Source organism: Mobiluncus sp. (assembly GCF_985070215.1).
This window is the reverse complement of record NZ_CFKZQR010000010.1, coordinates 18471-32399: the sequence shown is the minus strand read 5'-3', so window position 1 is coordinate 32399 and position 13929 is coordinate 18471. Positions and strand designations below refer to the sequence as shown.

Below are 13929 nucleotides of genomic sequence, written 5' to 3'. Positions count from 1 at the left end.
AATCACCTTGATAATGCCTCATTACTCCCCCTTCTTCGAGCTCTGTACCGCGGCCGCGTTCTCTACCACCGCGTCAATAAAGCCGTATTCCAAGGCTTCCTGAGCGGTGAACCAGTGGTCACGGTCCGCGTCCCTGGTGATCTCTTCCAGCGTGTGACCGGTGCGCTCGGCGGTAATCTGAGCGAGTTCCCGCTTCATCGCCAGAATCAAATCCGCATTAATCCGTACTTCGGAGGCTGTTCCCTGGACGCCGCCGAGAGGCTGGTGCATGAGGATGCGGGCGTGCGGAGTGGCGAAACGCTTGCCTTTCGTCCCGGCCGTCAACAGGAACTGCCCCATCGAGGCCGCCATCCCCATCGCCACGGTCACCACGTCGGGTTTCACATACTGCATCGTGTCATAGATAGCCATGCCCGCGGTGACGGAGCCGCCGGGAGAATTGATATAGAGGTAGATGTCAGAATCCGGGTCCTCAGCCGCCAACAGCAGCATCTGGGCGCAAATCGCATTGGCATTTTCCTGGCTGACTTCATCGCCCAGCCAAATGATGCGCTCTTTCAGCAAGCGCTTGTAAATAAACCCACCCGTGGGTACATCGGGCGTTTCTTCGTCGCGATTAACTACGGTCACGTTTCCTCCTCGCTTGGTTCACTTAACCCTAACGGAAAACCGCGCGTCCTTCGCGCTTCATTCCCCCGGTTTCGCTATGGGCTAATCCCGATTTTGACTGCACGCGCCCCCTAGCGGTGTCGGTCGGTTTCTTTCGTGTTTCTGCACAAGTCTCTCCCGGCTGGTTTTCCCTCATCTCGCCAGTGCGGGGGGTGTCAGTTGATAGCAAAAGGCGGGTTCCGGTCGGTACCGAAACCCGCCTTGCGCTCAAGAGTTACTCGTCCGCGGCGTTTTTCTTTGCCGGAGCTTTCTTAGCCGGGGCTTTCTTGGCCGGAGCCTTCTCCGCCGCCGCCTTCTTAGCGGGAGCCTTCTTAGCCGGGGCCTTCTTGGCCGGCTTTTCCTCAGAGTCCTCGTCTTCTGCCGACTCCTCGCCGATGAATTCCTTCAGGTCCACAACCTTGCCGTTCGTGTCCTTGACCTCGACCTCCCCAAGGGCCGAGGCGATGGACTTGTTGCGAGCGATTTCTTGGATAAATGCCGGAATGCGGTTGTTCTGTTCCGCGCTTTGCAGCAGCAAGGAGGGGTCCATGCCGTAAGCCTGCGCGGTCTGGAGCACGAACTCCAACAGTTCCTGCTGAGACACGTTCATCTGGCGTTCTTCGGCCAAAGCGTCCAGGATAATCTGTACCTTGAGATCCTGCTCGACAGCTTCCTGGGCTTTCTGTTTATCATCGTCGCTGGCGTCCTCGCCAATCTGCGCTGCGACAGCCTCATCCAACACCCCTTGCGGTAGTGGGAATTCCAGCTCATCGCGCAGCTTTTCGACCAGCTTGTCGCGAGCCGACATAGCCTGTCCAGCGCGAGCCTGACGATCCACGTTTTCCGCAAGTTCCTGCTTCAGCTCATCGATGGTGTCGTGTTCGGAAACCATCATGGCGAACTCATCGTCAGCGTCCGGCAAGACCTGTTCCTTCACGGAATCCACGGTGACGGTAACCTGAGCGGTCTCTCCCCCGTGCGGCCCAGACTTCAGCTGGGTCTCAAATGTCTTAGTTGCTCCGGCTTTCAAACCCTTCAAAGCCTCATCCAGGCCCTCGACTAAACCACCGGCACCAACGTGATAGGAGGTCTGGTTCAGGGAATCGACCTCTTTGCCGTCAATCTCGGTCTTAAGGTCCAGGGTGACGAAGTCGTCCTGCTTGACGGCGCGCTCCACGGTTTTCAGAGTCGCGAAGCGACGACGCAGGTTGTCCAGCTCGGTGTCCAGGGCTTTCGGGTCGTCTTTAATCGCGTCGACTTCCAAGCTGAGCTTTGAGAAATCGGGCAGCTTGACCTCGGGACGCACTTCCACTTCCACCGTAAACTTCAAATCGCCGCCGGCTTCGCCCTCAATGTTGGGGGTATCGGTCACGTCCACGTTAGGCTGGCCCATCGGAGCAATCTTATGTTCCTGCACAGCTTGGCCGTAGTATTCCGGCAGCGCGTGATTGACCGCGTCCTCGATGACCGCGCCGCGGCCGATGTAGGATTCCAGCACGCGAGCCGGGACGTGTCCGCGGCGGAAACCGGGAATGTTGACCTGTTTGGCGTATTCCTTGAAAACCTTGTCCATCTCGGGCTTGAATTCCTCGTAGGGAACCTCGATTGCCAACTTGACCTTTGTGGGGTTGAGGTTTTCAACAGTGCTCTTCACTTTGTCTCCAAAATCGTTTGTTCTTGCGGTCTGCCGGCCAGTCCGGTCCGCTTGGTTTTCATAAGCCCCTAAATCTTACGACATTAGCCCCTTTTTCTGAAACTTAGGGCCGGGACGGGCGAGGATTTAATAGAGGCGGATTTCAGCGGTTCGTGCCGCGCGCCATGAGGCTGATTCCCAGCCAATCGGGGCTCACGTGAGAGGATGACATAACCCGCAGACCAGCGGTTTTCGCGGCCTCCTCGACGAACTGAGTATCCACCGAGTTTGGCTTACCGGACACGGGAGTCATGACCCAAATCAGCCCGCCATCGTCGAGGTTTCCAGAGGCGTCAACTAATAAATCCGCCAAATCATCGACTTCGCCGTCTTCGGCGCGCCACCAAATCAGCGCCCCGTCAGAGACATCCCCGTAATCTTCGTCGACCAGTTCGTTTCCGAGGAAGTCCTCAATGGCGCGACGCAGTGTCTCATCGACGTCATCGTCATAATAAAATTCTTGGACAATCGATCCTTTTTTGAAACCAAGACCAGGCTGAGATTTGTTTGCGCGATCCTTTTGAGATTGTTCCGCGTGGGCGGAAGCATTGTTCGTCATAGTTTCAGGATATATGAAACCGAGCCTCCGTGGGGAATTTACACCGAATTTTCCCCGCACTGGCAACGTTAGCAACTCTGAGAAAGGGCTCACACGACCTTGTGCAGGTACTTCACGGGAGCACCGACACCCGCCCAACGGTACGGTTCCAGTTCCTCGTCCCACGCGCGCCCCAAAGCTAAGTCCAGCTCACGGCGCATTTGCAAGGGATTATCCGCGTGTTCCAACGCCGCCAAGATTCTGCCTTCCGGCACCACCACGTTGCCCACGCTATCGGTTTGGGCATAGAAAATTCCCAATTCCGGAGTGTGGGACCAGCGTCCGCCGTCCGTGCCGGGAGCCGCGTCCTCGGTCACTTCATAGCGCAAGTGTTCCCACCCGCGCAGAGCTGAAGCCAACTTGGCACCGGTTCCGACCATGCCTACCCAAGAAAATTCGGCGCGAAAAAACGTCGGGTCGGCCTCTTGGACGGTCCAATCCAAACTGACTTCGGTGTTCAAAACCGTCCCCGCCGCCCACTCAATATGGGGACACAACGCCCTGGGCGCCGTGTGAATAAACAGGACACCTCGCGTGTATTGGTTCATGGTTACCTCCTGTTGTGCTCGAGTTGAGCCACAGCTCAACGGGCCGGTATTGCGGCTTCCCCTCCGAACACCGAATCACAACGAGGTAACTTATGTTTCTATTATGCGCTAAACCGGTGGCAGTTGCACGCCTATCCGGGGTCTACCAACCCATTTTCCGAATTTGCTGCAGCGCTTCCTTGCGGTATTTGCGTTCCAATCTGTCCAGGTACAGCTGTCCCTCCAGATGGTCACATTCGTGCTGCAGGCAGCGCCCCATCAGTTCTTCACCCTCAACCACCAGCGGTTTTCCGTCCAGGTCGATGCCTTCCACGCGGGCATACCAAGCGCGTTTCGTCGGGTAAAACAGCCCCGGCACACTCAGGCAGCCCTCGTCGCCATCCTGGAATTCATCTTCGCTCGTGGCAACCAGTTTGGGGTTCAAAACGTAGCCGACTTCCCCGTCAATGTTCCAGGAAAATGCCCGCAGGCTGACCCCGATTTGGTTCGCCGCCAACCCGGCGCGACCGTCCTCGTCCACGTTCTCTAACAGGTCCTCGACCAGCTGTTTCACGCCGGGGTCGCGCGGGTCTGTGATCCAGTCACAAGGGGTGCGCAGCACGGGATCCCCCACCACGCGTATCTCACGAAATGCCATGTTGACCTCTCTTTGCCACCGCCCGGGCGCCTAGTTTTGATCCTTTTCCCACTGATCAGGCTCGCCAATCAGCTCAGTGGAGCTGAGGGAGAAAGCCGTTTTTGCTCCCTCATCCGCGATGGCCTGCAGCAGTTCCTCCACGCAGTTCTCCGGGGAGGTTTCCACAGTTGTGCCCTCGCGGCGCTGACGAATCTCGACCTTGCCCTCAGCTAATCCCTTGCCCACGACCAGCGCAAAGGGCATTCCCAACAGTTCCGCGTCCTTGAACTTCACCCCGGCGGAGGCCTTCGGGCGGTCATCGTACAGAACTTGAATACCGGCTGCATCGAGCTGACATGCGAGCTTTTCGGCAGTGGCAAAAATCTCTGGGTCTTTGCCGGTGGCCAGCACGTGAACCTGGAACGGAGCGATATTGAGCGGCCACATCAGTCCCCTCTCGTCGTGGTTTTCTTCAGCAATGGCCGCCACCAGGCGCGACACACCAATACCGTAAGAGCCCATCGTCACGACTTGTGCCTTACCGTTTTCGTCCAGCACACTCAGCCCCAGAGCCTGGGCGTACTTGCGTCCCAGCGCGAAAATGTGACCGATTTCGATGCCGCGCTCCAATGTCAATGGCCCCGAACCATCAGGAGCCGGGTCGCCCTCCAAGACTTCCGCGGCCTCAATAGTGCCATCGGCCGTAAAATCGCGCCCGCACACCAGGTTGAAAACGTGCATTCCGGCTTGGTTGGCTCCTGTCACCCAGCGCGTGCCCGGGACAATCCGCGGGTCTATGAGGTAGCGCGGGGAACCGACAGGATTGCCGTCCTCGTCCGTTGTGCGTTTCGGTGAGTTCGGGCCGATGACCTGCGGGCCGATGTAGCCCGGCACCAAATCTGGGTAGGCCTCCAGGTCTTTGGCCTCCGCCATACGCACGTCAGCGGGAGACAGGCTCGCCTCCAAGCGTTTCATGTCAACCTCGCGGTTGCCGGGGACCCCAATAACCAGGACTTCTTTGTGCCCGTCAGGATAGTCGGCGACCACCACCACGTTTTTCAGCGTGTCGCTAGCTTCCCAAGGCCGGTCCGAGCGCGGATAGAGTTTGTTCGCCTGGTCCACCAACGTTTCAATCGTGGTGGAGTCCGGGGTCGGCCGTACTTCTGCGGCGGGTGCGTCGTCATAAGGGAGGGGCTCAGGAGCGATGGTGGTGACGGCCTCCGCGTTGGCGGCGTAGCCTCCGGGGGACTTCACGAACGTGTCCTCGCCAACAGCGCAGGGGAACAGGAATTCTTCGGAGGCGGAACCACCCATCGGGCCGCTCAAAGCGTGACAAATGACGTAATCCAGCCCGATACGGGTAAAGACCCGCCGGTAAGCTCCGCGGTGCAGGGCGTAAGAATGCTCCAGCCCCTGATCCGTGAGGTCAAAGGAATAGGAGTCTTTCATCACGAACTCGCGACCCCGAATGATTCCCGCGCGCGGACGAGCCTCATCGCGGTACTTTTCCTTCATCTGGTACAGAATGACCGGCAGGTCTTTGTACGAGGTGTACAGGTCTTTTACCGCCAGGGTAAACATTTCTTCGTGAGTGGGGGCCAGCAGGTAATCCCCGTCTTTGCGATCTTTGAGCTTGAACAGCGAAGGGCCGAACTCTTCCCAACGGTTCGTCGCCACGTAAGGTTCGCTGGACAGCAGCATCGGGAACTGCAGTTCTTGTCCCCCAATACGGTCCATCTCTTCACGCACGATCTTTTCCACGCGCCGCAAAGTTTTCAACCCCAACGGTAGCCAGGTGTAAATCCCTGGCGCGGCACGGCGAATATAGCCCGCCCGCACCAGTAACTTGTGGGACTCCACTTCGGCTTCTACCGGGTCTTCACGCAGGGTGCGGACAAAGAAAGAGGACATTTTTGTAAGCATTCCTCAACTTTACCGCGAAACCAGCCCAAAGATTAAAACCAACCCGACCTCGGGATTTGCTCGCCAGGCAGTAGCATTTGGGCCGCGGGCAGGGGCTAGTGACGCGACGCGCGTAAATCCCGGCGATGCCAGAACAGGTTTTCTTCTGTGTCTCGATCGGTGGCGCGCAACAGGGCTTGCCACACCGCGAGAGGATCCGCGCCGCGTTCTAACGCCTGGAGCGCGGTCATGCCCCATTCTGTCAGTACTTGGTCGCTGGCCAGAGTTTCGCCCAAACCGTGCGGAAACACCTCGGAGAGCGCTTGCTTAAACTGAGAGCGCGTCATGCCGCGCTGCACCGGACCGCCCTGGAATTGAGGCATCAGGAAATCGGGGCGCAGTCGATGCTGTCCAGCAGCTCATCGGGCACCAGCTCGGGGACCACCACGCCCTCGACCACAGCTATCCGATCCGCGACTTCATGGAGTACGAAAGAAACCGGCGCGTCCAACGCATAACAGATGGAGGCCAGCAACTCGCTGGAGGCTTCCTTCTGACCGCGTTCCACCTCGGACAGGTAACCCAACGACACGCGCGCCTTCGCCGAAACATCACGCAAAGTCAGGCCGCGAGTTTGGCGCAGTTGACGCAAAACCTCCCCGAGCTCGCGCCGCAAAACTGGCGTGGAGGCTTTAGCAACTGGAGAAATCTGCATCATGGAATCAGAATACCGCTTTTTAGGTAGGCTTCGCACCCCCGCACGATTCGCCGGCCTGACCGAACGCTCCGGGCTAATCCCCGGACGTAGCGCGTAAGGCAACTTCATGTTGGCAAAGGTATCTTTTTGGTTCATCACACTCAGTTTAACCGCCTTTGTCAGGATTTTATTCCCGGGAATCTCATCCCCAGGACTGATTGCCGCTCCCAGCACAACACCTCGGGAACGCGGCTAATGTTCCTCAGCTGGGTGCAAGGCCTGGCGCACATAGTCAATCCCGGTGAAAACCGTAATGACTACGACCACGACGGACAGGATTATCGCCACGATGCGCACCACCGGCCACGCCGCGGGCACCAGGGCTTCCCACGGAATCAACAGCAGCAAAATCAACGCCATCTGGGTCACGGTCTTTAGTTTGCCGCCGCGGCTGGCGGGCATGACCCGCCCCCGGCGTGCCAACACTAGGCGCATCAGGGTAATCCCCAATTCCCGCACCAAAACTGGGACAGTGACCGCCCAAAACACCGGCCAGTGCAGACTCAGCAGCACAAATGCGCTGAGTACCAGGGCTTTATCGGCGATGGGATCGGCGAGTTTGCCGAAATCAGTAATCAGGTTCAGTTTTCTCGCCAGGGTCCCGTCCAACTTGTCGGTCGCGGAGGCCACGGCGAACACCACGAAGGCCCACACTTGTGCCTTCACCCCCGGCATCAGCATCAACCAAATAAATACCGGCACCAAAATCAGGCGGATAACCGTCAGCACATTGGCGATGTTAAAGTTCGGGGGCGCGGGCGGCTGCGGCGCTCCCTGCGGGTTTGCGGTCATGAATCCATCCTAGTCAGAACGGCAAAGGCTCGGTGTCGTCCGAATCGTATAATTCTTGGCGGCCCACCTGGGCTGCCGGGGTCGCCGGGTCGGGCCCATCGGAAAATGTCGGCGTGGGGTCGAGCGGGCGGGTGTCAGCGTCATCGGCTTCCGGGGCCTGTGCCGGAGGCTCCCCGTCTGCAGAGTCGTCAAAAGGTTCCCCGGTATCGTATTCCGGTTCCTCCCCGTCCGGCGGGAGGTCCGGCACAGCCTCGGTTTCTCCGCGCAGCATGGCCAGGACACCGGGCAGTTCCTCGTTCGTAACCAGGACTTCGCGTGGTTTGGAGCCTTCCGAGGGTCCCACGACCCCGTAAGTTTCGAGGATGTCCATCAACCGACCGGCTTTGGCGAATCCTTTGCGCAGTTTGCGTTGAATCATCGAAGTGGAACCGAACTGGGTGGAAACCACCAGTTCGGCGGCGGCCAGCACATCGTCTAGGTCATCGCCGATTTCTTCGGGAACCTTGGCTTCTTCGCTGTTCTGTTCGCTGGTGACACCTTCGCGATACACGGGTTCCATCTGTGCCTTGACGTGGGCGACGACCCGGGTGATTTCTTCCTCCGAGACCCAGGCTCCCTGCACCCGCTGGGGCTTGGATTCGCCGCTGGGCAGGTAGAGGGCATCGCCCTGACCGATGAGTTTTTCTGCTCCGGACTGGTCCAAAATCACGCGGGAATCCTGGTTCGAGGAAGTCGCGAAAGCCAGCCGGGAAGGCACGTTAGCTTTGATAATGCCCGTGACCACGTCCACGGAGGGACGCTGCGTCGCCAACACCAGGTGGATTCCCGCCGCGCGACCCAGCTGGGTGATGCGTTGAATGGAGGCTTCCACGTCTCGCGGCGCAATCATCATCAAATCGGCCAGCTCGTCCACCACGACCAGCAGGTAAGGCATCCATTCGGGCTCAAAACGCGACTCGGGTAGCTTTTGTACCTTGCCGGCGCGCAGCGCCTGATTGAAATCGTCAACGTGACGGTATCCGTAGTTCGACAGGGTGTCGTAGCGCATATCCATCTCGTTGACGCACCATTCCAGCGCCGCCGCGGCTTTCTTTGCCGAGGTAATAATGGGCGTGACCAGGTGGGGAATCCCGGCGTAGGCGGTGAGTTCCACCCGTTTCGGATCGACCAAAATGAGCCGGACCTGTTCCGGGGTGGCTCGCATCATGATGGAGGTAATCATCGAGTTAATGAACGAAGATTTACCCGACCCGGTCGCCCCGGCGACCAGCAGGTGCGGGGTCTTGGCAATGTTTGTAAGGACGTAGTCGCCTTCCACGTCCTTGCCGACCCCGGTGACCAGCGGATGTGTGAGGCGCGAGGCCGCTTCGGAACGCAGCACGTCACCGAGGTAAACGTTTTCGCGATCCGCGTTGGGGATTTCAATCCCAATCGCGGATTTACCTGGAATGGGAGACAAAATCCGTACTTCCGGGGACGCCACCGCGTAGGCGATGTCCTTGGACAACCCTTCTACCTTCGAGACTTTTTCTCCCGGACCGAGTGTGACTTCGTACTGGGTCACCGTCGGCCCGCGTGAAAAACCGGTAACCTCAGCCGCGACCCCAAATTGCTGAAAGACATTGGTCAGGGACTCGATAACGCGGTCGTTGGCCGGGGAACGTTTCACGTGTTCAGGCCCGACTTTCAACAGGTCAAGGGAGGGCAGGTGGTAGTCGATGTCGTGTCCCAAGCCGGTGTGGACCCGCTCCGGCAGAGTGTCCTGAGTTTTGGCAGACGGTTCGGGCTGCGGTGTCGCCTCGGCCGGTTTGGTTTCGGCCTTATGCCGTCCCCCGCGTTTCCGAGAAGGCAGCAGTTCGGTGGCTCCGGTCGCGGGCGGCTCCGGGAGAGTCTGTGTCGCGACAGGGTCTGTGGACTGAGCGGTCAAGGTCGAGTCCGACTCCATGACCTTGGTTTCGTCCGCATCGGATTGGGGGCGACGGCGTTTCCACGGCATCCGCGAAGGGGCCATGACTTCAGTAGCACCGCTGAGGTCCACGACCTCCGACTCTGCATCGCTGAGGTCGTGACCTGGAGCCAGTCGGGCAAAACGCTGCCGAATCAGCGTCACCAGGGTCGCTGCCGGAATTCCCCCGGTGATGAGGACTCCAATCAGCATCATGATGACCAGCAGCGGGAATGCTCCCCACGGCGAAAACAGCACGCCGATAGGATGACCGAAGAACCAGCCCAGCAGACCTCCGGCCGCCATAATCTCGGGAAAACCGGTGGAGGGCCAGGGTAAACCCTTCGCCACATGCACCATTCCCGCCAGCGCTCCCAAGATAACCAAAAGTCCCACCAGAATCCGGGTTTCTTGCGCGCCGCGAAGCGCGGCGACTTCCGCAGCTTCTGCCTCGGTGACACCGTCATTGTCCGGGTCGGGAAGGAAACGACCCCGCAGGAACAAACGCACGGCGAGAAACCCTAGACCAATGGGCAAAATGACTGCAAACACACCAAAAATTCCCGCGAAAGTCACATGAATCACGTTCCCGGCCGTACCGGAAAGGCCGAACCATTCCCGCAGAGCTACCAAAATCCCCAGAGCGATGAGGCACAGCCCCAAAATGTCGCGTTTGACCTGGGGGTCCAAAGTGGAGCGAGTCGGCTCGGGTCGATTGCCCGGTCGAGCTGTTTTTCGATTGCCGCCAGCAGCCCCGCGTTTCGACGGGTTGGTTTTAGCTTGTGTTTTGGTCGCACTCATAGCGTTTTTAGGCTATCCGCTCGGGGACCTTTTTTGGCACTCCCACGCCGAAAAAGGTGGGATTATAGCCGAGAGTTCGTAGCCAGGAAGTTATCGATTTGGGAAGCTGTGGGAATTAGGTAGTAACCCCGTCGCCCCATCGCCAGCGAGGCGGCCGCGTTCGCCCGCTCACAAGCCTGGTCCAGCGGCAGCCCCATCATCAGCGAGGCCAGCAGGACCCCGGTATGGGCTTCTCCAGCTCCAGTTGTGTCCACCAAGTCAGTGGGGTAGGCGGGCACTCCTCGCGGCATCTGCCCCGCGAATTCCTGAATCGCAGCCCCGTTTGGTCCATCACGCAGCACCAAAATCGTCTCTGGTTTTACGTAACGGCGCAACACCTCAGCAATGGGACCGCGTCCCAAGCGCATCCGCACCGTCTCAGTCTGATGCTTGTTCAATGTCAGCAAATCTGCCCTGGCCAGGATTTTTACCATCACGTCAAGGTCGACTTCCCCGACCAGCGGGCCCCCCGCCACTGCCAGGAACAGATTGCTCGGCAGCTGTTCAATCCAGTTCGTGAGAATCTCAGCTAGCTGTGGATATGCCAGGTCGTTGAGGCTGGCAAAAACATAATCATTGTCCCGCAGAATTATCCCCTCCAGGTCGCGCGGGTCGGGCTCAATTTCTACGCCGGGGGACGTAATGACGCTACGCACCCCTTCGGAATCTATGGCCGCTATCCGCAACCCGATATCTCCCACAATTTCGTGGGAAAGCACGAAAATCCCTTCTCTGCCCAAGGAGTGCCGGGCCTGAATCGAGTTCGGGCCGGTCCCCAGGGGGGCCGTCACGCAGGCGGCGATGCCTTGTCGCGCCACGGTGGCGACCACAAAGAAACCTCCGGCCACGACCGCCCCTTCCATGATGGAGGCACGGACTTCGGCACCCTGATCGGGTAGGTGGTCAACCCGCAAGGGTAGTTCCAGGTTGATTGATTGAGTGGAAATGAAACGAGCCACGGCGATTCTCCCTGAGCTAGTCAGCTTCCAGCACTAGGGGCACAATCATGGGGGCGCGCTTCAACCGCTTGGACACCCAACGGCCCAAGGTGCGGCGGGCGACCCGCTCCATGTCCCGCACGCTGGCTTGTCCGTCGGCCGCAGCCGCGCTCAACGCGTCAGCAATGGCCGGCTCAATATCCCGAAACACGTCATCGTTTTCCGCCACCCCGCGGGCTATGACGGTCGGACCAGCGAGGATAGTCCCCGTACTCATCTCCATCACCACGTAAACCGCCACAAACCCCTCTTGGGCCAGCACGCGGCGGTCATAAAGTTCGGACTCCCCAATCTCCCCGATAGAGGTGCCGTCCACATAGATGAAGTCACACGGCACCTGACCCACAATCTGGGCCTCACCGTTCTTGACTTCCACGCACACCCCGTCCTCGGCAAGCATGACGTGGCGCGGATCGACCCCGGTTTTCACGGCGTGTTTCCCGTTGGCGACCAAGTGGCGAATCTCGCCGTGAATGGGCATCACGTTCTTTGGCTTCACGATGTTGTAGGCATAGAGCAGCTCGCCCGTGGCGGCGTGACCGGACACGTGAACCTTCGAATTACCCTTGTGCACGACCTGCGCGCCCAGACGAATGAGCTGGTTGATGACGCGCCCCACCGAGTTTTCGTTGCCGGGAATCAAGGAGGACGCCAGCACCACCGTGTCGCCCTGGCCGATAGAAATCGTCCGATGAGTGCGGTTGGCAATCCGCGACAGGGCGGCCATCGGTTCGCCCTGCGAGCCGGTAGCCATGTACACACGGCGTTCGGGGGGCAGGGAATTGACGTCCTTGAGGTCAATCAGCACCCCGTCCGGCACGGTCATGTAACCGGCCTCCGCGGCGATGGTCATATTGCGTTCCATAGACCGCCCCACCAGGGCGACCTTGCGGTTAGACTTCGCGGCGGCGTTCAACACCTGCTGCACCCGGTGTACATGGGAGGCAAACGATGCCACGACAATCTGGCCGGTAGCGTGGTGGAATACGTCCTCGAGGACGGGTCCGATTTCCCGTTCGGAGGCAATAAATCCCGGGACCTCGGCATTCGTGGAGTCTACACAGAACAGGTCGACCCCGGCCTCCCCCCAGCGCGCGAAAGCACGCAGGTCGGTAATGCGCCCGTCCAGGGGCAGCTGGTCCATCTTAAAGTCCCCGGTAATCAGCGCGGAGCCGGCTTTTGTACGCACCATGACCGCCAAGGCGTCGGGAATCGAGTGGTTTACAGCGCAAAACTCCAGGTGGAACGGTCCCAAGTCGAGCCGCTCGCCCTCTGCTTTGACCCGCAGGTTCGTGGTTGACAAGCGGTGTTCCAAAAGTTTCGGTTCTACGAGCGCTATCGTCAGGTGCGAACCGTAGACGGGAATATCCTCGCGCAGTTTCAACAGGTAGGGCACCGCTCCGATGTGATCCTCGTGTCCGTGGGTCAGCACCACGCCCACCACGTCTTCCATCCGGTCTTGAATATAGGTGAAATCCGGCAGAATCAGGTCCACCCCGGGCTGAATCTCTTCGGGAAACAGCACCCCGCAATCCACAATCAGGATTTTGCCTTCGGTTTCCAAAACGGTCATGTTGCGGCCGACTTCGCCCAGGCCGCCCAAGGGCACCACTCGCAAGACATCGGGTTGGGCCGGGCCGGGCTGTGGCAGCTGAAAAATATCTTCACTCACCCCCCTATCTTAGCGGTTTGCCCCTCCCCCAGGCGTGCCCACCCGCCCGGGAACGCACGCCGCAGGAACAAAAATCCGGCTCGGCCCTTGTGATGGGTGGGAGGAAACGGGAATAGGAACGGGAAAGAGGAACGCCGCGCCTAGAGCCCCAGCAGCGGCTCCAAGCCGATAGTGAGTCCGGGGAAAGTGGCGACTTTGCGTAGCCCCAGCAGCACTCCGGGCATAAAGGACACGCGGTCAAAGCAATCAGTGCGCACCACCAGCTGCTCGCCGGGGTTACCGAAAAGGATTTCCTCATGAGCGTACAGGCCGCGCAAACGCACGGCGTGAACCGGCACGCCCGCGATTTTTCCGCCGCGCGTCCCTTGCGGATCCGATTCGGTGTGATCCGGGAAGGCGGGGGCACCGGCAGCCTCGCGCGCCGCGGCTATGCCTTTCGCGGTGGCGATGGCGGTGCCGGAAGGGGCATCGAGTTTGTCAGGATGGTGCATTTCGAGGATTTCCACGGATTCAAAGTACGGGGCTGCCGCGGCCGCAAACTTCATGGCCAGCACGGCGGAAATGGCAAAATTGGGGGCAATCAGCACGGAACGCCCGGCGGCCTGGGCGGCTTGGCGAACCCGCTGGTAGGCGTCCTCGCTCCAGCCGGTCGTGCCCACCACCACGTGCGTTTCGGCTTGCAGGGCCGCCATCACGTTGGCTTCCGCGCTGGCCGGAATAGTGAAGTCGACCGCGTGGGTGGCATGGGCACGGCGCAAACCAGCGGTGATGTCATCGTCACGGTCCAGTTGGGCGACCAGTTCCATATCCGGCGCGGCGCTGACCGCAGCGCAGACTTGGCTGCCCATGCGACCTTTGGCCCCGATTACCGCGACTTTCAGCATTTCCGCTTCCTCCCTTTTCGTGGCGTGGCGTCAGGC

At 59.6% G+C, this 13929-nt stretch carries 13 protein-coding genes; all 13 read right to left on the bottom strand.

The genetic code is table 11. The features are described from left to right. Window positions 1-21: 21 nt before the first annotated feature. The gene (locus tag AC5LBQ_RS03530) at window positions 22-630 is read right to left on the bottom strand and encodes an ATP-dependent Clp protease proteolytic subunit (protein WP_295028013.1); all 609 of its coding nucleotides are present in this window, start codon (window positions 628-630) and stop codon (window positions 22-24) included. Between the two features lie 253 nt (window positions 631-883). After that, the gene (gene tig, locus AC5LBQ_RS03525) at window positions 884-2302 is read right to left on the bottom strand and encodes a trigger factor (RefSeq protein WP_493264647.1); all 1419 of its coding nucleotides are present in this window, start codon (window positions 2300-2302) and stop codon (window positions 884-886) included. Between the two features lie 142 nt (window positions 2303-2444). Beyond that, the gene (locus tag AC5LBQ_RS03520; protein ID WP_295028016.1) at window positions 2445-2900 is read right to left on the bottom strand and encodes a DUF3052 domain-containing protein; all 456 of its coding nucleotides are present in this window, start codon (window positions 2898-2900) and stop codon (window positions 2445-2447) included. A gap of 89 nt (window positions 2901-2989) precedes the next feature. Next, on the bottom strand, window positions 2990-3487 hold the full coding sequence (locus tag AC5LBQ_RS03515; protein WP_282921342.1) for a DUF3145 domain-containing protein: 498 nt from the start codon (window positions 3485-3487) through the stop codon (window positions 2990-2992). A 142-nt stretch (window positions 3488-3629) separates the two neighbouring features. Further along, window positions 3630-4124: a peptide deformylase gene (def, locus tag AC5LBQ_RS03510; RefSeq protein ID WP_282921341.1), complete on the bottom strand. Its 495-nt coding sequence runs from the start codon at window positions 4122-4124 to the stop codon at window positions 3630-3632. Window positions 4125-4154: 30 nt separating this feature from the next. Then, on the bottom strand, window positions 4155-6026 hold the full coding sequence (locus AC5LBQ_RS03505) for a proline--tRNA ligase (RefSeq protein WP_307742153.1): 1872 nt from the start codon (window positions 6024-6026) through the stop codon (window positions 4155-4157). 95 nt (window positions 6027-6121) lie between these two features. After that, window positions 6122-6388 (bottom strand): DUF3046 domain-containing protein, encoded by a 267-nt coding sequence (locus AC5LBQ_RS03500; protein ID WP_307742154.1) that lies wholly within the window; start codon window positions 6386-6388, stop codon window positions 6122-6124. Further along, complete coding sequence (locus AC5LBQ_RS03495; protein ID WP_282922641.1) at window positions 6388-6723, bottom strand: helix-turn-helix domain-containing protein; 336 nt, start codon at window positions 6721-6723, stop codon at window positions 6388-6390. Before AC5LBQ_RS03495 ends, AC5LBQ_RS03500 begins: the two co-directional genes overlap by 1 nt. 231 nt (window positions 6724-6954) lie before the next feature. Further along, entirely contained in the window at window positions 6955-7554 is a 600-nt protein-coding gene (gene pgsA / locus AC5LBQ_RS03490; protein ID WP_307742155.1) for a CDP-diacylglycerol--glycerol-3-phosphate 3-phosphatidyltransferase, read from the bottom strand. 13 nt (window positions 7555-7567) lie between these two features. Continuing rightward, a complete protein-coding gene (locus tag AC5LBQ_RS03485; protein WP_493264646.1) occupies window positions 7568-10300 on the bottom strand; it encodes an FtsK/SpoIIIE family DNA translocase in 2733 nt (910 codons plus the stop codon). 62 nt (window positions 10301-10362) lie between these two features. Beyond that, window positions 10363-11298, bottom strand: a complete 936-nt coding sequence (locus AC5LBQ_RS03480; protein WP_493264645.1) for a PfkB family carbohydrate kinase — start codon at window positions 11296-11298, stop codon at window positions 10363-10365. 16 nt (window positions 11299-11314) lie between these two features. Then, window positions 11315-13009, bottom strand: a complete 1695-nt coding sequence (locus AC5LBQ_RS03475; protein ID WP_493264644.1) for a ribonuclease J — start codon at window positions 13007-13009, stop codon at window positions 11315-11317. A gap of 140 nt (window positions 13010-13149) precedes the next feature. Continuing rightward, the gene (gene dapB / locus AC5LBQ_RS03470) at window positions 13150-13893 is read right to left on the bottom strand and encodes a 4-hydroxy-tetrahydrodipicolinate reductase (protein ID WP_295028096.1); all 744 of its coding nucleotides are present in this window, start codon (window positions 13891-13893) and stop codon (window positions 13150-13152) included. Between the last annotated feature and the right edge of the window lie 36 nt (window positions 13894-13929).